Origin of the sequence: Actinokineospora spheciospongiae (assembly GCF_003182415.1) — a bacterium.
GTDB classification, from domain to species: Bacteria; Actinomycetota; Actinomycetes; order Mycobacteriales; family Pseudonocardiaceae; genus Actinokineospora; species Actinokineospora spheciospongiae.
Genome location: NZ_QHCP01000014.1, coordinates 44,453 through 65,819, shown reverse-complemented (window position 1 = coordinate 65,819; position 21,367 = coordinate 44,453). Strand labels below are relative to the sequence as shown.

General features: G+C 72.6%; 21 protein-coding genes. 15 read left to right on the top strand and 6 right to left on the bottom strand.

Translation table 11 applies throughout. The features are described 5' to 3' along the window. Window positions 1-243: 243 nt before the first annotated feature. Window positions 244-1,167 (bottom strand): helix-turn-helix domain-containing protein, encoded by a 924-nt coding sequence (locus DFQ13_RS28400; protein WP_110081993.1) that lies wholly within the window; start codon window positions 1,165-1,167, stop codon window positions 244-246. A 408-nt stretch (window positions 1,168-1,575) separates the two neighbouring features. Here DFQ13_RS28400 and aspS point away from each other — a divergent pair, with 408 nt between their 5' ends. The 5 genes from aspS (at window position 1,576) to DFQ13_RS28375 (ending at window position 7,930) form a co-directional block, all read left to right on the top strand. Next, a complete protein-coding gene (gene aspS / locus DFQ13_RS28395; RefSeq protein WP_110081992.1) occupies window positions 1,576-3,366 on the top strand; it encodes an aspartate--tRNA ligase in 1,791 nt (596 codons plus the stop codon). Between the two features lie 3 nt (window positions 3,367-3,369). Continuing rightward, the gene (locus tag DFQ13_RS28390) at window positions 3,370-4,314 is read left to right on the top strand and encodes a DUF389 domain-containing protein (protein WP_110081991.1); all 945 of its coding nucleotides are present in this window, start codon (window positions 3,370-3,372) and stop codon (window positions 4,312-4,314) included. A 181-nt stretch (window positions 4,315-4,495) separates the two neighbouring features. Beyond that, window positions 4,496-5,725: a hypothetical protein gene (locus tag DFQ13_RS28385; RefSeq protein WP_325050960.1), complete on the top strand. Its 1,230-nt coding sequence runs from the start codon at window positions 4,496-4,498 to the stop codon at window positions 5,723-5,725. 36 nt (window positions 5,726-5,761) lie between these two features. Continuing rightward, on the top strand, window positions 5,762-6,859 hold the full coding sequence (locus tag DFQ13_RS28380) for a pyridoxal-phosphate-dependent aminotransferase family protein (protein WP_110082054.1): 1,098 nt from the start codon (window positions 5,762-5,764) through the stop codon (window positions 6,857-6,859). 21 nt (window positions 6,860-6,880) lie between these two features. Beyond that, on the top strand, window positions 6,881-7,930 hold the full coding sequence (locus DFQ13_RS28375) for a zinc-binding dehydrogenase (protein WP_110081990.1): 1,050 nt from the start codon (window positions 6,881-6,883) through the stop codon (window positions 7,928-7,930). Between the two features lie 40 nt (window positions 7,931-7,970). On the opposite strand, the gene DFQ13_RS28370 is transcribed toward DFQ13_RS28375, so the two are convergent. The 5 genes from DFQ13_RS28370 to DFQ13_RS28350 all read right to left on the bottom strand — a co-directional run bounded on the left by DFQ13_RS28370 (window position 7,971) and on the right by DFQ13_RS28350 (window position 11,733). Then, on the bottom strand, window positions 7,971-9,185 hold the full coding sequence (locus DFQ13_RS28370) for an acyl-CoA dehydrogenase family protein (protein ID WP_181400181.1): 1,215 nt from the start codon (window positions 9,183-9,185) through the stop codon (window positions 7,971-7,973). A gap of 10 nt (window positions 9,186-9,195) precedes the next feature. Then, window positions 9,196-10,326, bottom strand: a complete 1,131-nt coding sequence (gene sfnG / locus DFQ13_RS28365) for a dimethylsulfone monooxygenase SfnG (protein WP_110081989.1) — start codon at window positions 10,324-10,326, stop codon at window positions 9,196-9,198. Between the two features lie 133 nt (window positions 10,327-10,459). Next, window positions 10,460-11,056, bottom strand: a complete 597-nt coding sequence (locus DFQ13_RS28360) for a uridine kinase (protein WP_110081988.1) — start codon at window positions 11,054-11,056, stop codon at window positions 10,460-10,462. A 28-nt stretch (window positions 11,057-11,084) separates the two neighbouring features. Beyond that, window positions 11,085-11,390 carry a hypothetical protein gene (locus DFQ13_RS28355; RefSeq protein WP_035280898.1) on the bottom strand — a complete coding sequence of 102 codons (306 nt, stop codon included), beginning with the start codon at window positions 11,388-11,390 and terminating at the stop codon, window positions 11,085-11,087. A 61-nt stretch (window positions 11,391-11,451) separates the two neighbouring features. Beyond that, the gene (locus tag DFQ13_RS28350) at window positions 11,452-11,733 is read right to left on the bottom strand and encodes a hypothetical protein (protein WP_110081987.1); all 282 of its coding nucleotides are present in this window, start codon (window positions 11,731-11,733) and stop codon (window positions 11,452-11,454) included. Window positions 11,734-11,856: 123 nt separating this feature from the next. On the opposite strand from DFQ13_RS28350, the gene DFQ13_RS28345 reads away from it, so the two are divergent. The 10 genes from DFQ13_RS28345 to DFQ13_RS28300 all read left to right on the top strand — a co-directional run bounded on the left by DFQ13_RS28345 (window position 11,857) and on the right by DFQ13_RS28300 (window position 21,359). Next, entirely contained in the window at window positions 11,857-12,723 is an 867-nt protein-coding gene (locus DFQ13_RS28345; RefSeq protein WP_110081986.1) for a helix-turn-helix domain-containing protein, read from the top strand. Window positions 12,724-12,725: 2 nt separating this feature from the next. Next, the gene (locus DFQ13_RS28340) at window positions 12,726-12,932 is read left to right on the top strand and encodes a DUF397 domain-containing protein (RefSeq protein ID WP_110081985.1); all 207 of its coding nucleotides are present in this window, start codon (window positions 12,726-12,728) and stop codon (window positions 12,930-12,932) included. Window positions 12,933-12,950: 18 nt separating this feature from the next. Next, complete coding sequence (locus DFQ13_RS28335) at window positions 12,951-14,312, top strand: replication-associated recombination protein A (protein WP_407643221.1); 1,362 nt, start codon at window positions 12,951-12,953, stop codon at window positions 14,310-14,312. A 173-nt stretch (window positions 14,313-14,485) separates the two neighbouring features. Next, on the top strand, window positions 14,486-14,902 hold the full coding sequence (locus DFQ13_RS28330) for a DUF948 domain-containing protein (RefSeq protein WP_110081984.1): 417 nt from the start codon (window positions 14,486-14,488) through the stop codon (window positions 14,900-14,902). Beyond that, window positions 14,899-15,234, top strand: a complete 336-nt coding sequence (locus DFQ13_RS28325; protein WP_110081983.1) for a hypothetical protein — start codon at window positions 14,899-14,901, stop codon at window positions 15,232-15,234. Before DFQ13_RS28330 ends, DFQ13_RS28325 begins: the two co-directional genes overlap by 4 nt. Before the next feature lie 61 nt (window positions 15,235-15,295). Beyond that, the gene (gene alaS, locus DFQ13_RS28320; protein WP_110081982.1) at window positions 15,296-17,968 is read left to right on the top strand and encodes an alanine--tRNA ligase; all 2,673 of its coding nucleotides are present in this window, start codon (window positions 15,296-15,298) and stop codon (window positions 17,966-17,968) included. After that, window positions 17,965-18,459, top strand: a complete 495-nt coding sequence (gene ruvX, locus DFQ13_RS28315; protein ID WP_110081981.1) for a Holliday junction resolvase RuvX — start codon at window positions 17,965-17,967, stop codon at window positions 18,457-18,459. Before alaS ends, ruvX begins: the two co-directional genes overlap by 4 nt. Beyond that, window positions 18,456-19,670 carry an endolytic transglycosylase MltG gene (gene mltG / locus DFQ13_RS28310; protein WP_035280920.1) on the top strand — a complete coding sequence of 405 codons (1,215 nt, stop codon included), beginning with the start codon at window positions 18,456-18,458 and terminating at the stop codon, window positions 19,668-19,670. The genes ruvX and mltG overlap by 4 nt, the downstream gene beginning before the upstream one ends. Beyond that, window positions 19,651-20,511, top strand: a complete 861-nt coding sequence (locus tag DFQ13_RS28305; protein ID WP_110081980.1) for a shikimate dehydrogenase — start codon at window positions 19,651-19,653, stop codon at window positions 20,509-20,511. Before mltG ends, DFQ13_RS28305 begins: the two co-directional genes overlap by 20 nt. 104 nt (window positions 20,512-20,615) lie before the next feature. After that, window positions 20,616-21,359: a prepilin peptidase gene (locus DFQ13_RS28300; protein WP_110081979.1), complete on the top strand. Its 744-nt coding sequence runs from the start codon at window positions 20,616-20,618 to the stop codon at window positions 21,357-21,359. Window positions 21,360-21,367: the final 8 nt, after the last annotated feature.

Here is a 21,367-nt window from a genome sequence, read left to right as displayed (position 1 = left end):
GGGCCCCTATGGCGATCATGTGCTCCAGTGCGTCAGGTGGGGCTGAAAAGATGCCCCACCGCCCAGGCAGGCTGTCACATGATCGCCACCCCCGGCCAAACACATCCACCCACCCGGGCAGTCGCGCAGCCGGGCCGGCGGTTTTCGGGGGTGGCCGGCTGGTTGTTGCTGCGCCGGTGTTGTTCGGGTGGGTGGTGGGCGGGCCGCCGGTTTGTTGGGTGGTCGGCTGGCTGCGCCTGCGAGTTAATCCGGCCACTCCCAGCGGGCGCAGAGGATGCCCGGGCCGAAGTCGAGGGCGACCGCGTGGGCCTTGCCGTCGGCGGTGACCTCCAGCTTCTTGCGGTTGGTCACCTGGTCGTCGGCGTCGAGGGTGTGCTGTTCCAGGTAGGCGGGCAGGGCGCGGGGGTCGAACCGCAGTTCCAGCACGAACTCGCGGACCGGTGAGGTGAACTTGCGGCAGTACGCGTCGTCGCCGCGGGAGTACGGGGGGCCGGGGTGGTGCAGGGCGTAGTCGACGATCGTCGTCTCGCCGCGGCTCAGGGGCTGGTCGAGCATGATCTCCGCGGCCATCAGGCCCGCGGTCGGGTCGTGGGCGACCCGGCCGATGCGGCAGTTGTCGCCCGAGGTGACCTCGGGGAACGGGCGGCCGGGCAGTTCCAGGTCGTAGACCATCAGCGTGCGGTCGGCGCCGTCGCGCTCGGCGCGGAAGACCTGGCGGACCGACACCGACTTCTCGCCGCGGTCGACCGCGACCTCCATGCGGTCGTGCTGCGAGAGCTTCGTCAGGGCGGAGTCGGTGGTGAAGTCGATGCGCCGCAACAGGTGCGAGACCGGTTCGCTGTTGCCCCACAGCGCTTCCACGGTCAGCCGGGACGACTCGCGGTTGACCCGGCCGCGCGGTCGGGGCGGGCCGAGCAGGGCGATGAGCGACCCGGTGGGCACGCCGAGGACGTCCTCGAGGTGCCCGAGCGCGGCCAGCGACTCCGCGCGCTCCGGTCGGCGCCTGCCGGACTGCCAGTAGCTCAGCGCGGTGACGCTGATGGACACCCCGCGTGCGCGCAGCCGGTACTGGATGCGGTCGAGGCTCAACCCGCTCGCCTGGATCGCCGACCGCAGCGCCACGGGGAACGCGTCGGCGACGGGCGATTCGGACGGTTCGACCGTCATCGCATGGCGGAGCCTTTCGTTCTGGTGAAGTTCACGAACCGGCTCGCGGGTGACACCGCTACCCATGTTCACTCCCGGGGTTACCGCTTACGCCCTGATAAGCACAGTACGTCCTGGTAGGCCGCATGGGTAGCGCCAGTGTTAATTCCAGGGTGACGACGTCACTGCCTCCAGTGACAAGATGACCCCAAAGACCTATGGGCTATACCGCCGAACGTTTCAACAAACACGTCCGAATGGCTCAATACGAAGGTATCGCCATTCCGGGCGGGTGGGCCCCGGGTGCGGGGTTAAACCTGCTCGACGCGTGCCGGGGGCCGTTGGCTAGCCTGACCAGCACAGGCGGTGCACGGAGGTCTCCACGACCCCGCGCCGCGTCCCACCATCTGGACTAGGAGAACGCGACCCGTGATCCGCACGCACGAGGCCGGAACCCTCCGCGCCGAGCACGCCGGGCAGAGTGTCACCCTCAGCGGTTGGGTGGCCCGCAGGCGCGATCACGGCGGCGTCATCTTCATCGACCTGCGCGACGCCTCCGGGGTGGCGCAGGTGGTCTTCCGCGAGGGCGAGATGGCCGAGCGCGCGCACCGGCTGCGCGCCGAGTTCTGCGTCCGGGTCGTCGGCGAGGTGTCGGTCCGCCCCGAGGGCAACGAGAACCCGGAGCTGCCGACCGGCGCCATCGAGGTGCTGGTGACCGAGCTGGAGGTGCTCAGCGAGTCCGCTCCGCTGCCCTTCCCGCTCGACGACCACCTCTCCGTCGGCGACGAGATCCGGCTGCGCCACCGCTACCTGGACCTGCGCCGCAGCGCCCCGGCCAACGCCATCCGGATGCGCAGCGAGGCGAACCGGATCGCCCGCACGATCCTGCACGACGAGCGGTTCGTCGAGATCGAGACGCCGACCCTGACCCGGTCGACGCCCGAGGGCGCCCGCGACTTCCTGGTGCCCGCCCGGCTGCGCCCCGGCTCCTGGTACGCGCTGCCGCAGTCGCCGCAGTTGTTCAAGCAGCTCCTCATGGTCGGCGGGATGGAGCGGTACTACCAGATCGCCCGCTGCTACCGCGACGAGGACTTCCGCGCCGACCGGCAGCCGGAGTTCACCCAGCTCGACATCGAGATGAGCTTCGTCGACCAGGACGACGTCATCGCCCTCGGCGAGAAGATCGCCAAGGCGCTGTGGCGGGAGCTGGCCGGGCACGAGATCGCCGGGGACATCCCGCGCATCACCTACCGCGACGCGATGGCCCGCTACGGCTCGGACAAGCCGGACCTGCGGTTCGACCTGGAGCTCACCGAGCTGACCGAGTACTTCGCCGACACCCCGTTCCGGGTGTTCAAGGCGCCCTACGTGGGTTCGGTGGTGATGCCCGGCGGCGCCGCGCAGCCGCGCCGCCAGCTCGACGCCTGGCAGGAGTTCGCCAAGCAGCGCGGGCACAAGGGCCTGGCCTACGTGCTCGTCGGCGAGGACGGCACCCTCGGCGGCCCGGTCGCCAAGAACCTGTCCGAGGCCGAGCGCGAGGGGCTGGTCAAGGCCACCGGCGCGGCGCCCGGTGACTGCGTGTTCTTCGCCGCGGGCAACCCCGCCGACGCCCGGTCGCTGCTGGCCGCGGCCCGGCTGGAGATCGGCAGGCGCTGCGGGCTGATCGACGAGTCCGCCTGGTCGTTCGTCTGGGTCGTCGACGCCCCGCTGTTCGAGGAGGCCGCCGCCGCGCGCTCCGCCGGTGACGTCGCCGTCGGCTCGGGGCAGTGGACCGCGGTGCACCACGCGTTCACCTCGCCCACCCCGGACTGGGTCGACCGCTTCGAGGAGGACCCGGCCAACGCCCTGGCCTACGCCTACGACCTGGTCTGCAACGGCAACGAGATCGGCGGCGGGTCCATCCGAATCCACCGCAAGGACGTCCAGGAGCGGGTCTTCGCGCTCATGGGCATCGACTCCGAGCAGGCCCAGGAGAAGTTCGGCTTCCTGCTCGACGCGTTCTCCTACGGCCCGCCCCCGCACGGCGGCATCGCCTTCGGCTGGGACCGGATCGTCATGCTGCTGGCCGGGGAGACCTCGATCCGCGAGGTCATCGCCTTCCCCAAGACCGGCGGCGGCTTCGACCCGCTGACCAGCGCCCCGGCGCCGATCACCCCCGCGCAGCGCGCGGAGGCGGGCGTCGACTTCAAGCCCGCCAAGCCGGAAGCCAAGCCGGAGTAGGGCGTGCTGCACCTGCGGGTGGTGTGCCCGGCCGACCGCGTGGACGCCGCGGTCGGCCTGCTGCGCGAGCACCCCGGGGCCACGCACCTGGTGCTGTTCCCCGGGGCCGCGCTCGACCCGGAGGGCGACGTCGTCGAGGCCGACCTGGCCAGGGAGGCCGCCGACGACGTGCTCGCGGGCCTGTGCCGGTTGGGCATCGACCGCGACGGGGGCGTCACCCTGGAGCAGATCGACACCGTGCTCTCCGACGCGGGCGACCGCGCCGAGGAGCGCGCGCCCGGCGAGGGCGCCGACGCGGTGGTCTGGGAGGAGCTGGTCGGCCGCTCCGGGGAGGAGTCCCGGCTCAACACCACGTTCCTGGCCTTCCTCACCATCGCCTGCCTGCTCGCCGCGGTGGGCGTGATCACCGACTCGCCGGTCACCCTGGTCGGCGCCATGGTCGTCGGCCCGGAGTTCGGGCCGCTGGCCGCGCTGGCGGTCGGCCTGGTCCGCCGCCGCTGGGACCTGGCGCGGCGGGCCGCGCTGGCGCTGGTCGTGGGCTTCCCGCTGGCCATCGCGGTCACCGCCGCGGGCGCCTGGCTGGGCACCCTGGCCGGGATGTTCGACGCCTCGGCCATCAACGGCGAGGAGCACGTGGCCGACTTCGTCTACCGGGTCGGGCCGTGGTCGCTGGTGGTGGCCGTGCTGGCGGGCGCGGCGGGCATGCTGTCGATGACCTCGGCCAAGTCGGCGGCGCTGGTCGGGGTGTTCATCTCGGTCACCACCGTGCCCGCCGCCGGGTACATCGGGGTGGCGGCGATCCTCGGCGAGTGGGGCAAGGTGTTCGGCTCGGCCGCGCAGCTGGCCATCAACCTGCTCGGCATCGTGCTGGCCGCGGCGCTCGTGCTGGTCCTGCGCCACGGCGTGCGCGCGCCCGGCGACTCGGGCCGACCGCTGTCGGACGGGTGAGCGGCGCGCGGGGGAGCCGTTCGGCCTCACCCGGGTGGCTCGCGGCTGAACCGGGCTTCCTGCCGTCACCTGGCGGCGGTCGTCTCGTTCTGTATCGGTTGACCTCGCTACGGTCGCAGGAAGGCATTCGTGACCATCCGCAGGGCGTCGTGGCCGGTGTCCACGGGTAGGGTCGGAGGAGATGAGTGTGGAGATCGCCGCCGATCCACCGGACACGGGCACCGTGGACGGGGTTGAGGCGCACGCCCCCGTCGAGCTGGGCGAGGCCGAGGTGGCCGCCACCGTGCTCGCCGCGGAGTCCGTGCTCGGCAAGCGGTTCGGGGTGCGCATCCGGCTCGCCGACCCCGAGGACCTCGGCGGCAGCAGCCGTTCGATCGTGCTCCGGGTCAAGGTCGCGTCCAGCCCGTTCTCCCTGCCCCGCACGCTGGTGGTCAAGCGCTACGTCCAGCGCACCGCCCCGCGCGACAGCTGGGTGCGCGAGGCGGTCAGCTACCAGCTGTTCACCGCGCTGGCCGCCGAGGAGCGGATGTGCCCGGAGCTGTTCGCCCACGACAGCGCCACGAACCTGCTGGTCATCGAGGACCTGGGCCGCGCGCCCACGCTCGCGGAGAAGCTGCACGGCGACGACGCCAGGGTCGCCGAGGGGGCGCTGCTGTCCTGGGCGCGCTCGCTGGGCAAGCTGCACGCCAGCACCGCGGGCCGCGAGGCCGACTTCGACGCCCTGCTGCGCAGGCTCAAGCCGCCCAAGGACAAGGACCCGCTGGCCGTCGACGGCCCGGTCGCCGTCGCCGAACTGCCCGCGCTGCTGCTCGACGGCTTCGGCGTGGCGACCCCGGCGGACGCGCTGGCCGACGCCCGCGCCACCCTCGGCCTGCTCGACACCGGCCGCCACCGCGCGTTCAGCCCGTCGGACTCCTGCCCGGACAACAACCTGATCACCAACCGCGGCGTCCGCTTCCTGGACTTCGAGGGCGGCTGCGTGCGGAACATGATGTTCGACGCCGCCTACCTGACCGTGCCGTTCCCGTCCTGCTGGTGCGCCTACGCGCTGCCCAGGGGCATGGCCGCGGCGATGCTCGCCGCCTGGCGGGCCGAGGTCCGGGTCATGTGGCCCGACCTCGACGACGACGCGGTTCTGCTGCCGCGGCTGTTCGACGCGCAGCTGTTCTGGGTCTGGCTGAGCACCTGGCAGTTCCTCACCGTGCCGGACGTGCAGCAGCTCGGCTCCGGCGGCTCGGTGCCGCGCCCGCACCAGACCGACGTGCTGGTGGCCCGCTGGGCCGACCTGGCCCGCGCCGCCGACCGCATGGGCAAGCAGGCCACCGCCGAGCACGCGGTGGCCGTGGTGGCGGCGCTGACCAGGCGCTACGGTCAGCGCGCGCTCCCGGTGTACCCGGCGTTCGACCACTGACCGCCCGGCCCGCGACCGGGTCGTAGAGTGCCGGGCATGGCACTCGTCGACCGCGCCCTGCTCGGACCCGGCCCCTCGAACCCGTACCCGGAGGCGACGGCCGCGCTGGCCGCGCCGCTGCTGGGGCACCTCGACCCGGAGTTCCTGCGGGTCCTGGACGAGACCTGCGCGCGGCTGCGCCGGGTGTGGGGCACCGAGAACGCGCGGACGCTGCCGCTGTCGGGCACCGGCTCCATCGGCATGGAGGCCGCGTTCGCCAACTTCGCCCGCCCCGGTGACGTCGTGGTCGTCGGCGTGAACGGCCTGTTCGGCGAGCGGATGGTCGACGTCGCGGGCCGCTACGGCGCCGACGTCGTCCGGGTCGACCACGACTGGGGGCAGCCGGTCGACGTGCAGCGCCTCCTGGACGCGCACCCGGAGCCGTCGATGGTGGCGGCCGTGCACGCGGAGACCTCCACCGGGGTGCGCAGCGACATCAAGGCCCTCGCGCACGCCGTGCACGCCCGCGACCAGCGCGCCCTGGTGCTCGCCGACTGCGTCACCTCACTGGCGGGCATCGAGGTCGACATCGACGCCTGGGGCGTGGACGTGGCCTACTCCGGCACCCAGAAGTGCCTCGGTGTCGCCCCCGGCCTGGCCCCGTTCACCGTCTCCGACCGCGCCTGGGACCGGCGCGTGCAGCGGCCGCCGACGTGGTACCTGGACCTGAACCTCATCGGCGCCTACGTCGACGGCTCCAGCGGTGGGCGCACCTACCACCACACCGCCCCGGTCGCCATGATCGCCTCCCTGCACGCCGCCCTCGGCCGGGTGCTGGAGGAGGGCCTCGACGCCGTCCACGAGCGCCACCGCGCGGCCGGGCAGCGGCTGCACGAGGGGCTCGTCGAACTGGGCATGGAGCTGTTCGCCGCGGAGGGCCACCGGCTGCCCGAGCTGACCACCGTGCGCGTCCCCGACGGCGTCGACTCGGCCAAGGTGCGCCAGGTCCTGCTGACCGAGTACGGCATCGAGATCGGCGCGGGCGTCGGCGCCTTCGCCAGCTCGGTGTGGCGCATCGGACTCATGGGGCACAACGCCAGGCCAGAGCGGGTGGAGCTGGTCCTCGGCGCGCTGCGCCGCGTGCTGGGGGCCTGACCCGGGCGTAGCGTTCGGACCGTGCGAGCCACCTACCTGCACGGCGAGGGCGACATCCGCCTGGCCGACACCGCTGAACCGTCCGTCCGGCAGCCCACCGACGCGGTGGTCCGCGTCGTCGCCGCCTGCGTCTGCGGCTCCGACCTGTGGGGCTACCGGGGAGTGCGCGGCTCCGACGAACCCCGCCGGATCGGGCACGAGTTCGTCGGCGTCGTCGAGGAGGTCGGTGCCGACGTGCGCACCGTCCGCGCGGGCGACTTCGTCATCGCCCCGTTCGTCGTCAGCGACGGCACCTGCGCCCACTGCCGCAACGGCGTCCACACCTCCTGCGTCAACGGCGGGGCCTGGGGTTCCACCAGCCGCGCCGGGGAAGTCCTCGACGGCACCCAGGCCCAGTACGTCCGCACCCCCTTCGCCGACGGCACCCTCGTGGCCACCCCCGGCACCCCGGACCCCGCCCTGGTCCCGGCCCTGCTGACCCTCTCCGACGTCATGGCCACCGGTCACCACGCCGCCGTCTCCGCCCGGGTCGCCCCCGGGGATTCGGTCGTGGTGGTCGGTGACGGCGCGGTCGGCCTCTCGGCGGTCCTGGCCGCCGCCCGCCTGGGCGCGGGCCGCATCATCGCGATGTCCCGCCACGCCGACCGCCAGCGCCTGGCCACCCGCTTCGGCGCCACCGACATCGTCGCGACCCGGGGCGAGGAGGGCGTGACCGAGGTCAAGGAACTGCTCGGCGGGATCGGTGCCGACGCAGTCCTGGAGTGCGTCGGCACCAAGGAGTCCATGCAGCAGGCCCTCGACTCCACCCGGCCGGGTGGCCGCGTCGGCTACGTCGGGGTGCCCGCGGGCGGCCCGGAACTGCCCGTGGGGCAGATGTTCTCCAACAACATCTCGGTGGCGGGCGGGGTGGCGCCCGTTCGGCACTACCTGGACGAACTCCTCGCGGACGTGCTCGACGGGAAGCTCGACCCCGGCCCGGTCTTCGACGCGGAGTACCCGTTGGAGCAGGTGGCCGACGCCTACCGGGACATGGACGCGCGCAAGGTCGTCAAGCCGCTGCTGCGACCCTGAGGACCCCTCCCGCCGCGGACCCGCGGCGGGAGGGCACGGGTCATGAGTACCAGGTGGGCTCCGGGATCTCGTCGCGCAGGACGAAGACGCCGACCTCGCGGCGCTTGTAGGCCACCGGGTCGTGCAGGGTGTGCGTGCGGACGTTGCGCCAGAACCGGTCCAGGCCCTCCGACGACGCGGTGGCGCGGGCACCGGTCACCTCGAAGACCCCGGCGGTGATCTCCAGCGCCACCTCCGTCGCGCGGGCCTTCACCGCGGCCACCCGCACCTCGTGCTCGCCGCGCTCGCGCTCGGTCACCCGGTCCGGGGCCCGGTGGATGACCAGCGCCTCCTCCGCCACCCGGTCGGCCAGCGCCTCGACCGCCCACAGCTTCGACGTGAAGTCGCCGTAGACGTCGAGCACGTACGGTTCGTCCACCGCGCGCTCGTAGCCGCCGTGCAGCCACGAGCGGGACTTCTCGCGGGTGTAGGTGCGGGCCGTCTCCAGCGCGCCCCGGGCGATGCCGAGGTAGAAGTTGACGAACACCAGCTGGATCGTCGGCACGTTGAGGGTGTTGTAGACGCGCGGGGTGAAGGTCTTGTCGACGTACCCCGCCGCCGACGCCCAGTCGACCCGGACGCCGTCGATGGTGACGCCGCCCGACTCGGTCAGGCGCTGGCCGATGTTGTCCCAGTCGTCGTGGAAGGTGAGGCCGGGGGTGTCGGAGGGCACGATGGCGAAGACGTGCTTGTCCGTGCCCTCCAGCACGCCCTCCAGCACGGTCAGGTCGGAGACCCGGCTGCCGGTGGAGAACGACTTGCGTCCGTTGTAGACGATCGTGTCGCCCTCGTCGGTGATGGTCACGTCGGAGTCGCGGGGGTTGACCGCGCCGCCGAAGAAGAGGCGGTTGGTCGTCGCCAGCTCCTCCACGGCGGTGATCTGCTCCGGTGTCCCCACCAGGCGCGCCGCCCAGAACCACAGGTAGTGGTAGCCGAGCAGTTGGCCGATGGAGCCGTCGGCCGCGGCGATCTCGCGGACGACCCGGTACGCGGTCGGCCACTCCTGCCCGCCGCCGCCGTGCTCGGTCGGGCCGAGCAGGGTCACCAGGCCGGAGTCCTTGAGCAGTCGGACCTCCGCGTGCGGGGTCTTGCCCTCCCGGTCGCGGGTGACGGCGTCGACGGCCAGCAGTGCGGACACCTCCGCCGCGCGGGACACCCAGCCCTCGGCGGTGGTCGGGGTCTCGGTCTTCGACCAGTCGGTCTCGGTGGTGGTCACGGTTTCCTCCTCAGACGGTCAGCGGTTCGGGGGTGGCCGCGCCGCGGTCGGCGTCGGCTTCAAGCGCGCGGACGATCGGCAGGACGTGCTCGCCGAAATACGCTACTTCCTCGTGGTAGTGCAGGAAACCCAGGAGAGCCAAGTTCACCCCGAGGGAGCGGTAGGCGACCAGCCGCTCGGCGATCTGCTCCGGGGTGCCGATCAGCTTCGAGCGGAAGCCGTCGTTGTACTGGACGAGGTCCTCGAACGAGGAGTCCGCCCACATGCCCTTCCCGTCGCCGGTGGAGCTGCCCGCCTGCTGAACGGCGTCGCGGAAACCCTTGACCGCGTCGGGATCGGCCTTCGCCACGACCTCCCGCAGCGTCTCCCTCGCCTCCGCCTCGGTGTCGCGGGCGATGAGGAAACCGTTGAGCCCGAAGCGGACCGTGCGGCCGTGCTGCTCGGCGGAGTGGTTCACCTCGGTGATCTGCTCGGTGACCCCGTCGAAGTCCTTGCCGTTGCTGAAGTACCAGTCCGAGACGCGCCCGGCCATCGCGCGGGCGGCGGTGGAGTTCCCGCCCTGGAAGATCTCGGGGTGGGGCCGCCCCTCGGCCGCGAGCGGCTTGGGCTTGAGGTCGTAGCCGCGCAACCGGTAGAAGTCACCCGCGAACTGGGCTTCGTCTTCGGTCCAGCTCGCCCGCAGCACCCGGATGAACTCCTCCGAGCGCCGGTAGCGCTCGTCGTGTTCGAGCCACGGCTCGCCGAGCGCGGTGAACTCGCCCTTGAACCAGCCGGAAACCACGTTGACCGCGGCCCGCCCGCCGGAGAGGTGGTCGGCGGTGGCGATCAGCTTCGCCAGCACCCCCGGGTGCCACAACCCCGGGTGCACCGCGGCGATCACCTTCAACCGCTGCGTCGCCAGCAGCAGGGCCAGGCTGAAGCTCGTCGACTCCTGCTGGAAGGCCGCGCCGTAGCTGGCCATGTAGCGGACCTGGCTCAGCGCGTACTCGAAACCGTTGTCCTCGGCCAGGACGGCGAGTTCGCGGTTGTAGTCGTAGGACCAGTCGGTGCGCTGCTCGATGCTGCTGACGACGAGACCACCGCTGACGTTCGGCACCCAGTAGGCGAACTTGAGCGGGTCTGGGGGAGGGGATGCGGCCATGGGCCAATCGGAGCACCACGCCCCGCGACCGGGCAACGACCGCGGGTTTCCTTCCAGCCGCTGGGAGAACTGTGGCGGTTCGTGGTCGGTTCTGTTGCGTGGGTTGCGCTCGCGGGCGCCGTGCGCGTGTCGGTCAGGCGTTCGCGAGGACCCCGGCCCCGGCGACCACCCGGACGGCCTCCTCCGGCGCGCAGCGGCGCATCCCGGCCCGCTCGCACCGGCGCACCACCGCCGCGTGCTCGCGCCACAGCCGCAGCCCCCGGCGCAGCAGCACCGGCACCGGCTTGCGCGACTCGGCCACGTCCCTGGCGAACCGCCGCAGCGCCGTCCGCCCCGCGCTCGGGTCCAGCACGATCGCCTCGGCCAGCACCCCGGCCGCCGCGCAGCCCTCGACGATCCGGTCGGCGAACAGCCCCTCGGCGACGAAGACCGGTGCCCCCGCCAACTCCACCCGGCGCGTGCCGACCCTGCGGTCGGCGCCGAGCTCGTACACCGGGATGTCGGCGGAACCGGTCGTGGCCAGCGCGACCACCGCGGCCAGGGCGTCCGGGGCGTGCCAGGAACCGGGCAGGTCCCAGTCGACGCGGCCCGCGGCGTCGCGCGGCAGGGCCGGGTCGTGGCCCTCGCGGTAGAAGTCGTCCAGCCGCAGCACCGGCAGGCCGAGGCGGGCGCCGAGGGTGGACTTGCCGGAACCGGAGGGGCCCGCGAGGAGGATGACGGTCGAGGTCACGGGACGTCATCCTCCCACACGACGCCCGCTATTCACCCCGCGTCTTCGGCAGGATCGTCTCGATGTAGGGCACGAACACCCTGTGGTACATCGTTCCGTCCATGAAGTCGGCCGAGGCGAGCACCCGGGTGCGGAACCGGCGCAGCTCACCAAGCCGCCCCTGAGCGGCCAGCCGCGCCCGCACCTGGATCGACTGCCTGGTCACCTCGTCGCGGGCGGCGCGGACCATCCCCGGCGGGGTGACCGCGTCCATCAGCACCGCCAGCTTGCCGATCTCCCGCTCGAAGTGCCGCAGGTCGTGCGGCACCCGGTAGAACCTGTCCAACAAGCCCACGCGTTCTCAACTCCCCGACAGCGCGCTCCGCCCCGTGGGGTCGCGGTCCCGGTGGCGGCCGTTACCCGGGTAGCGTCGCACGCTGTGGGCCAGCAGCCCGCGCTGGATCGTCATCCGCTTCTTCCCGGACGACGGCGCTGTCGAGTTCGGCGATCGCCTGGGTGGCGAGGTCGAGGAGTTGGCGCAGGTTGTCCCGGCCGAGGGTCAGGACGTACTCGCTGCTCTGCCCGAAGTGGAGTGTGGCGTTGTCGTTGAGCGCGCAGGCCTCGAAGTGCATGGGCACGGTATGGGTCATCTCGACCCATGTTTCGACCGACACGCCCGGTTGGGTATAGAGCGCCATGGTTCTCGCCTCCACCGGCTAGGGTTCCCAGCGGGCTTGGAAGCCCGACTGTCTCCCGGATAAGCTAGGGCGACAGTCGGGCTTGAAACAAGTCGTCTGATCGGGTGAAACAGGGAGTTCGACATGGGGCAGGCCCGCCCGACCTTCGAGCGCAGGCAGCTCGGCCTCACCCTGCGCAGACTGCGCGACTCGGCGGGCGTCACCCAGCAGGCGGCGGCGGATGCGGTGGGCAAGGTCCGGTCGCGGATCGTGCAGTTGGAGGACGGCACCGCGACCGCCAGCGAAGAGGACCTGACCACGCTGCTCGACTGCTACGGCGTGGCCGGGGACGAGCGCGAGACCGTGCTCGACCTCGGCGCCCAGGCCCGCAAGCGCAGGCAGCGGCGGGTGCACATCGACCAGTTGCCCGACGCCTACCAGCGGTTCGCCGATCTGGAAGCCAGCGCGGCGGAGATCAACTGGTTCGAGACCGGCATCATCCCCGGCCTCTTGCAGTCCCCCGGCTATGTGCAGGCCGTCCTGGCCGAGTGTGACGGCATCTGGTGGCCGCAAGCGGATTCGCAGGGCCCCGAGCGGCTCGCCTACCGGATGGACCGGCAGGCGCGCCTGCTCAAGGCCGAAGATCGACGGATCATGCGGTTCGTCGTCACCGAGGACGCCCTGCGGGCGAACATGGGCAGTGTCGAGGTCATGCGTGAGCAGTTGCACCACCTGCTCGGCCTGCTCGATAAGTTCCCGGACCTGAACGTCCGCGTGCTGACCAACGACGCGTTCGGCAATCCCGCGAGGGGGAGCGGTCTGTGGGTCTTCGGTTTCGGTGAGCGCGGGACGCCGGTCGGGTATTCGCCATCGGTCCTGGGGCCATCGATGTACTACGACGGCGAGGCCGAGGTCGAGAGTATGCTGCGTGCGTTCTACCGAGTATGGGAACTTGCGTTGAGCCGCAAGGAATCCCGGCGGCTGGTGCAGCGTATCGTCAAGGAGTTGTGATCATGGCCCTCGTGCGGGACACCGGCTGGTTCAAGAGCACCCGCAGCGGGGGAGCCAACGAAGGCTGTGTCGAGGTGCGGATCACCCCGTCGACGACCGGCGTGCGGGACACCAAGAACCGGACCGGTGGCGCGCTGAGCCTGCGCAGCGCCGCGTGGGGAACCTTCGTGACCGGCGCCAAAGACGGCCGGTTCGACCTGTCCCTGTGAACGGGTAGCGTCGCCCGGGTGGAACAGGAGTTCGACCTCGACCTCTTCGGCACGACCTCCGGCCCGCCCGCGCAGCCGCCGGGGCCGCGCCGGGTGAGCCCGTCCGCGCCACTGGCCGTGCGGATGCGCCCGGCCACCCTCGACGAGGTGCTGGGCCAGGACCACCTGCTCGGCCCCGGCGCCCCGCTGCGGCGGCTGGTGGAGGGCGCCGCACCCGCGTCGATCCTGCTCTACGGGCCGCCCGGCACCGGCAAGACCACCCTGGCCACCCTGGTGTCCTCGGCGATCGGCAGGCGGTTCGTGGCGCTGTCGGCGCTCTCGGCCGGGGTCAAGGAGGTGCGCGGGGTCATCGACGACGCCCGCAGGCGCCTGACCCACTCCGGCGAGTCCACCGTGCTGTTCATCGACGAGGTGCACCGCTTCTCCCGCACCCAGCAGGACGCGCTGCTCGGCGCGGTCGAGGACCGGATCGTGCTGCTGGTCGCGGCCACCACCGAGAACCCGTTCTTCTCCGTGGTCTCCCCGCTGCTGTCGCGCTCGATCGTGCTGCAACTGCACCCGCTCGGCGACGAGGACGTCCGCGCGCTGGTGCGCCGGGCGGTCGCCGACGAGCGCGGCCTCGCGGGCGCGGTGACGCTGGAGGCCGAGGCCGAGGACCACGTCGTCCGGCTCGCGGGCGGCGACGCCCGGCGCGCGCTCACCGCGCTGGAGGCCGCCGCCGACTCCGCCACCGCCACCCGCGGCGGCGTGGTCGACCTCGCCACCGTCGAGGCCACGCTGGACAAGGCCGCCGTGCGCTACGACCGCTCGGGCGACCAGCACTACGACGTGATGAGCGCGTTCATCAAGTCCATCCGCGGCTCCGACGTCGACGCCGCGCTGCACTACCTGGCCAGGATGGTCGAGGCGGGGGAGGACCCCAGGTTCATCGCCCGGCGGCTGATCGTGCACGCCACCGAGGACGTCGGCATGGCCGACCCGACCGCGCTGCCCGCCGCCGTGGCCGCCGCGCAGGCCGTGCAGCTCATCGGCATGCCCGAGGGCAGGCTGGCGCTGGCCCAGGTCACCGTGCACCTGGCCACCGCGCCCAAGTCCAACGCGGTGATCACCGCCATCGACAGCGCGCTCGCCGACGTCCGCGCGGGCGCCGCGGGCACGGTGCCACCGCACCTGCGCGACGGGCACTACGCGGGCGCCAAGGAACTGGGCAACGCCACCGGCTACCGCTACCCGCACGACGCCCCCGAGGGCGTGCTGCGCCAGCAGTACCCGCCGGACGCCCTGCGCGGCCGCGACTACTACAACCCCACGCAGCGCGGCGCCGAGCGCCCGCTGGCCGACCGGGTGCCGAAACTGCGCAGGCTCGTACGCGGAGACTGATCGACTCTCCGGTCCCTGTGGACAACTCTTCGCGCAGATCACCGGCGAAGCGGAGACTGTGGTGACAGCGGCGCAGGTCCGGGCAGGCCGGGCCGGACCGGGCGCGGTAGCCTGACGCCGATCACCCGCCCCCCGACCGCACCCGGGGAGCGACGGCCTAGGAGGAGAGTCTCGTGACAGCAGGGCAGATCGCCGCGCTGATCGCCGCGGGCGCGTTCGTCCTGCTCGTGGTGCTGCTGGGCATCGTGCTGTTCAAGCTCGGCCGCACCCTCGATGAGACGACCATCGCGATCCGCAAGGCGCACCAGAACAGCGACCCGCTGTTCGCGGGCGCCAACACCACGCTGACGCACGTCAACACCCAGCTCGAGCGGGTCGACGGCATCACCTCCAACGCGCAGGCCGTCACCGGCAACGTGTCGGCGCTGACCTCGGTCTTCACCGCCACCCTGGGCGGCCCGCTGGTCAAGGCCGCCGCGCTGTCCTACGGGGTGAGCAAGGCCGTCCGCGCCCGCCGCAAGGCCAAGGGCGCGCTGGAGGGCAAGCACGCGGGCCCGGGCCTGCGCCGCGGGCGGGGGGCGAAGAAGTGAAGCGCCTGTTCTGGCTCGGCGTCGGCGTCGCCACCGGCGTGGCCCTGTCCCGCAAGGCCCGCGACACCGCGCACGCGGTCACCCCGGCCGGGATCGCGGGCAACGTCGGCGACGCCGTGCGCGAGCTCGCCGGTGCCATCGGCGCCTTCGGCGCGGACGTCCGCGCGGGCATGTCCGAGCGCGAGGAGCAGCTGACCGGTGAGGTCGAGCGCCGCTCCGGGGTCACCCCCGGGGCGCGGCACGCCCTGACCGGCGCCACCGCCCCGCAGCGCAGGCCGCGCCGGGCGGAGCCGCGCGCCACCGACGCGCGAGCGCGCCGGGCGGACGGCTGAGCACACGCTCGGCCTCCGCCGTTCGCGCCCGCCGAACCCGCTCGACCCCTGAGGACCGACAGTGCAGACACACGAGATCTCCCGCCGCTTCCGGGAGTACTTCACCAGCAACGGCCACACCCCGGTACCCAGCGCCTCGCTGATCCTGGAAGACCCCAACCTGCTGTTCGTCAACGCGGGCATGGTGCAGTTCAAGCCGTACTTCCTCGGTGACGCCCCGGCCCCGTGGCCGCGCGCCACCAGCATCCAGAAGTGCGTGCGCACCGGCGACATCGACGAGGTCGGCAAGACCACCCGGCACAACACGTTCTTCCAGATGGCCGGGAACTTCTCCTTCGGCGACTACTTCAAGGCCCAGGCCGTCGAGCACGCCTGGGCCCTGCTGACGAACAGCCAGTCCGACGGCGGCTACGGCTTCGACCCGGACCGGCTGTGGGCCACCGTCTACACCGACGACGACGAGGCCCTCGACCTCTGGAAGAAGATCGCGGGCCTGCCCGAGGAGCGCATCCAGCGCCGCGACGGCAAGGACAACTACTGGGACATGGGCATCCCCGGTCCCGGCGGCCCCTGCTCGGAGATCTACTACGACCGCGGCCCCGAGCACGGCCGCGAGGGCGGCCCGGTCGCCGACGAGGACCGCTACCTCGAGGTGTGGAACCTCGTCTTCATGCAGGACGTGCGCGGCGAGCTGTCCCCCAAGGAGGGGCACAAGCCGATCGGTTCGCTGCCGCGCCGCAACATCGACACCGGCATGGGCATCGAGCGGGTCGCCGCGCTGCTGCAGGGCGTGGACAACGTCTACGAGACCGACCTGGTCCGCCCGGTGATCGCCAAGGCCGAGGAGATGTCCGGCCGCCGTTATGGCAACCCGGGCGGCGCAGTCGATGACGTGCGCTTCCGCGTCATCGCCGACCACGCCCGCTCCGGCATGATGATCATCGGTGACGGCGTCACCCCCGGCAACGAGGCCCGCGGCTACGTGCTGCGCCGCCTGCTGCGCCGCATCGTCCGCTCCGTGCGCCTGCTCGGCGTGCAGGAGCCGGTGCTCGGCGAGTTCGCCGCCGTCGTCCGCGACACCATGTCCCCGTCCTACCCCGAGCTGGCCACCGACTTCCCCCGCATCGAGTCGATCATGCGCAAGGAGGAGGAGACCTTCCTCGCCACCCTGGCCAGCGGCTCGCGCATCTTCGACCTGGCCGCCGACAAGCTCGTCGACGACGGCAAGGCCACCCTGCCCGGCGACAAGGCCTTCCAGCTCCACGACACCTACGGCTTCCCGATCGACCTCACCCTGGAGATGGCCGCCGAGCGCGGGCTGTCGGTGGACGAGACCGGGTTCCGCGAGCTGATGGCCGAGCAGCGCGCCCGCGCCAAGGCCGACGCCGCCTCCCGCAAGACCGGCCACGGCGACCAGTCGGTGTACCGCGAACTGCTCGCCCAGGGCAACACCGTGTTCACCGGCTACGAGGAGCTGACCACCGAGGCCAAGGTCATCGGCCTGGTCCGCGACGGCAAGCGGGTCCCCGGCGCCGCCGAGGGCGAGGTGCTGGAGGTCGTGCTCGACCGCACCCCGCTCTACGCCGAGGCCGGTGGCCAGGAGAGCGACGCCGGGACGATCACCACCGCCTCCGGCGCCGTGCTCGAGGTCGTCGACGTGCAGAAGATCGCCCGCAAGCTGTGGGTGCACCAGGTGCGCGTGCGCTCCGGCGAGATCACCGAGGGCGCCGAGGTCGAGGCCAGGGTCGACCCGGAGTGGAGGGTCGGCGCCCGGCAGGGGCACTCCGGCACGCACGTCGTGCACGCCGCCCTGCGCCAGGTGCTCGGCCCGACCGCGCTGCAGAGCGGCTCGTACAACAAGCCCGGCTACCTGCGGCTCGACTTCGCCTGGTCCGGCGCGCTGTCGCCGGAGACCAAGAGCGAGATCGAAGAGGTCTCCAACCTCGCCGTCCGCCAGGACCTGCCGGTCAAGGTCGTCTACACCGACATGGGCGGCGCCCAGGAACTCGGCGCGGTCGCCCTGTTCGGCGAAACCTACGACGAGACGGTGCGCGTCGTGGAGATCGGCGGCCCGTGGTCGCGCGAGCTCTGCGGTGGCACGCACGTGGAGCACTCCTCGCAGATCGGCCCGATCAGCCTGCTCGGCGAGTCCTCCGTTGGCTCCGGCAGCCGCCGCCTGGAGGCCTACGTGGGCATGGACGCCATGCGCTACCTGGCCAAGGAGCGCGCCCTGGTGCAGAACCTGGCCGCCATGCTCAAGGTGCCCGACGTGGAGGTCCCGGCCAGGGTCGAGGCTCTGGTCGACCGGCTGCGCAACGCCGAGAAGGAGCTGGAGAAGCTGCGCGCGGGCCAGTTGCTCTCCTCCGCCGGGACGCTGGCCGAGCAGGCCGAGGACGTGCGCGGCACGGCCCTGGTCGCGCTCAAGGTGCCCGACGGCATCGGCGGCGGCGACCTGCGCAACCTCGCCGTCGAGGTGCGCAACCGGCTCGGGACGCGCCCCGGGGTGGTCGCCCTGTTCTCCGCCGGTGACGGCGGCAAGGTCGCCTTCGTGGTCGCCACCACCCCCGCCGCCCGCGACGCCGGGCTGGCCGCGGGCAAGCTGGTGCCCGCCTTCGCCCCGGCCATCGAGGCCCGCGGCGGCGGCAAGCCCGACCTGGCCCAGGGCGGTGGCGCCAACGCCGGGGGCATCGGTGAGGCCGTCACCGCGCTGAGGCGGGCCCTGGACGGCGCGTGAACCCCTCACCGCACCGGCCCGGGGCCGACGACCCGGGGCGCGGCCGCAGGCTCGCCGTGGACGTCGGCTCCGTCCGGGTCGGGGTGGCGCTGAGCGACCCCGCGCCGATCCTGGCCACCCCGCTGATCACGTTGGCGCGGGACGAGAAGGCCGGGGCCGACCTGGCCGCGCTGGCCGGTCTGGTCACCGAGCACGAGGTGGTCGAGGTCGTGGTCGGCCTGCCCAGGACCCTGGCCGCCCGGCACGGCGCCGCGGCCGAGGCCGCGGTCGCCTACGCCACCGACCTGGCCGCCCGGATCGCCCCGGTGCCGGTGCGGCTGGCCGACGAGCGGTTGACGACGGTCAGCGCGTCGCGGATGCTCAGCCAACGCGGTGTCCGGGGGAAGAAGCAGCGCGCTGTGGTCGACCAGGCCGCGGCGGTGGAGATCCTGCAGGCCTGGCTCGACGCCAGGGCCGCTGCGCTCGCACGATCTGCGGAGGCGGACTCATGACTGACGACCTCGGTCTGTTCGAGGAGGAGCCGGAGCGCCGCGAGCGCCCGCGCAAACCCAGGACCGGTGCCACGGCGCGCCCGGCCAAGCCCGACCGCAGGCGGCTCAAGCTGATCGTCGTCGGGCTGGTCGTCCTGCTCATCCTGGGCGGCGGGGCCTGGTACGGCTACCGGTTCATCAGCGACATCGGCGGCTACGACGACTTCGCGGGCGCCGGGGAGACCGACGTCGTGGTCGAGGTCGAGGGCGGTGACTCCACCGCCAACATCGCCACCAGGCTCAAGGACACCGGGGTGGTGGCCAGCTCCAAGGCGTTCCTCTCCGCCGCCGCGACCGACGCCCGGGTCCGCTCGGTGCAGCCGGGCTACTACGTGATGCGCACCAAGATCTCCGGCGCGGACGCGGTCGCCCGCATCGTCGACCCGGCCTCCAGGGTGGGCAACCTGCAGATCCGCGCGGGCACGCAGCTCGATGACATCGTCAACGGCGAGACCACCACCCCCGGCGTGCTGTCGCTCATCGCCAAGGCCTCGTGCGCCAAGCTCAACGGCCAGGACGTCTGCGTGTCGGTCGAGGACCTGCGCCAGGTCGCGCAGACGGCGGACCTGGCCGCGCTGGGCGTGCCCGACTGGGCGGCCGTGGACGCCGCCAGGGCCGAGCCCAAGCACCGGCTCGAAGGCCTGGTCATGCCGGACGTCTACGAGGTCAAGCCGGGCACCTCCGCCGAGGAGGTGTGGAAGAAGCTGCTGGCCGACTCCGTCGCCAGGCTGCAGAGCATCGGGATGCCCGGCCTGGCCGACAGCACCGGCTTCACCCCGTACCAGGTCCTGGTCATGGCGTCGCTGGTGCAGCGCGAGGCCATCAAGCCCGACTTCGCCAAGGTCTCGCGGGTCACCTACAACCGCCTCGCCCTGCCGATGAACCTGCAGTACGACTCGACGGTGAACTACGTCCTGGACCGCCCGGACATCCGCACCCGGTCCGAGGACCGCGCCAAGGCCGGGCCGTACAACACCTACGCGAGCCCCGGTCTGCCCCCGACGCCCATCGCCGCGGTCAGCCGCGAGGCGCTGGAGGCCGCGGCCAAGCCCGCCGAGGGCAGTTGGCTGTACTTCGTGCGCTGCCAGAAGGACGGCACCTCCTGCTTCGCCGACACGCTGCCCGAGCACAACGCGAACATCAAGCTGGCCGATGAGAACGACGCCTACTGAGCGGCGCGCGGCGGTCCTGGGCTCCCCGGTCGCCCACTCGCTGTCGCCGGTGCTGCACGGTGCCGCCTACGCCGCGCTGGGCCTGGACTGGACCTACGAGCGGATCGAGTGCGACGAAGCCGGGCTGCCGGGCCTGGTCGCCTCGCTCGGCCCGGAGTGGGCGGGTCTGTCGGTCACCATGCCCGGCAAGCGCGCCGCCCTGCGGGTGGCCGACACCGCCTCCGACCGGGCCGTCGCGGTCGGCGCCGCCAACACCCTCGTGCACCGCCCCGACGGCTCGTGGCACGCCGACTGCACCGACGTCGACGGCGTCGCGGGTGCCCTGCTGGTGGCCGCCGCCTACCAGCCGAGGGCGGGCGACCCGGCCCTGGTCCTGGGTGCGGGCGGTACCGCCTGCGCGGCCCTGGCGGCCTTCGCCGCGCTGGGCCTGTCGTCGGCCACCCTGGTCGTGCGGGACCGCACCCGCGCCGCCGACGCCGAGGACTGCGCCGACCGCCTCAGCCTCCCGGTGACCGTCCTGGAGTGGGACACCGCCGACTTCCGCGCCCTGGCCGCGAACTGCACGGTGCTGGTCACCACCGCCCCCGCCCAGGCCGTCGAGCCCATCGCCGCGGACCTCGCGGGGGCCCGCCACCTGCTGGACGTCATCTACCACCCCTGGCCCACCCCGCTGGCCGCCGCCGCGGCCGAGTCCGGGGCCCACCTCGCCACCGGCCTGGACATGCTGCTGCACCAGGCTTTCGGCCAGGTCGAGCTCTTCACCGCCCAGGCGGCCCCCCGGGTCGCCATGCGCGACGCCCTCCGGGACGCCGTCGCCGACCCGGTGCCGCTGCCCCTGTAGACCCGCGGATTCCTTGCACTGCACGGAATCCGCGGGCTGTCAAACGTCCATCCCCACGCCATCGTGGCAATGACAAGGCTCCGCCGGGTTCGTACGGTGGAGTCATGACCAAGACATCGTTCCCCATGTCGTTCCCCGCAACATTTTCCGCCGCCGCAAGGGTTTCCGCCCAGGTCCTCGCCGTCGCCTGCCTGGTCTTGCTCTGCGCGGCCTGGCTCTCCCCGTTCCTGGTCCTCGCCCTGGCGACGGGTTCCCTGGCCGGGGCGCTCTCCCGCAACCTCCTGGCCAAGGTCCCGCACGGCACCAGAGCCGGACCGGGGCAGTGCGAGCTCCCCACGGCTCTCCTGTGGACAGTCGTCGCCTTCCTCTGGCAGCACGCCCACCTGCCGACGGCGTGGTTGACCGTGGTCCTCCCGCTCACCTGGGTGGCCGTGCCCCTGGCGGTGGTCGACCTCCACCACCGCCGCCTGCCCAGGGCCCTCACCGTTCCCACCGCGGCCTTGGCGTTACCGCTGCTGGCCGGGCCCGCGCTCACCACGGGTTGGGTGCTTCTGCTCCACGCGGTCTTGGGCGCGGCCGTCCTCGGTGCGCTCCACAGCCTCATCCACCACGCGAACCCCGCGGCGTTGGGCAGGGGAGACGTCTTCCTCTCCGCCCCACTGGGTGCCGTGCAGGGTGCCCTCGGCTTGCCCGCGCTGATCGCGGCGACCTTCCTGGCCGCGGTCACCACGCTCGCCCTCCACGTGGTGACCCGCCGCACTCCCCGCTACCGCACCGGTGTCCCGCACGCGCCCGGGATGCTGTTGGGCACGACGACGGTCGCCCTGGTGACCCTCGCCGGTGTGTGATCCGCGCC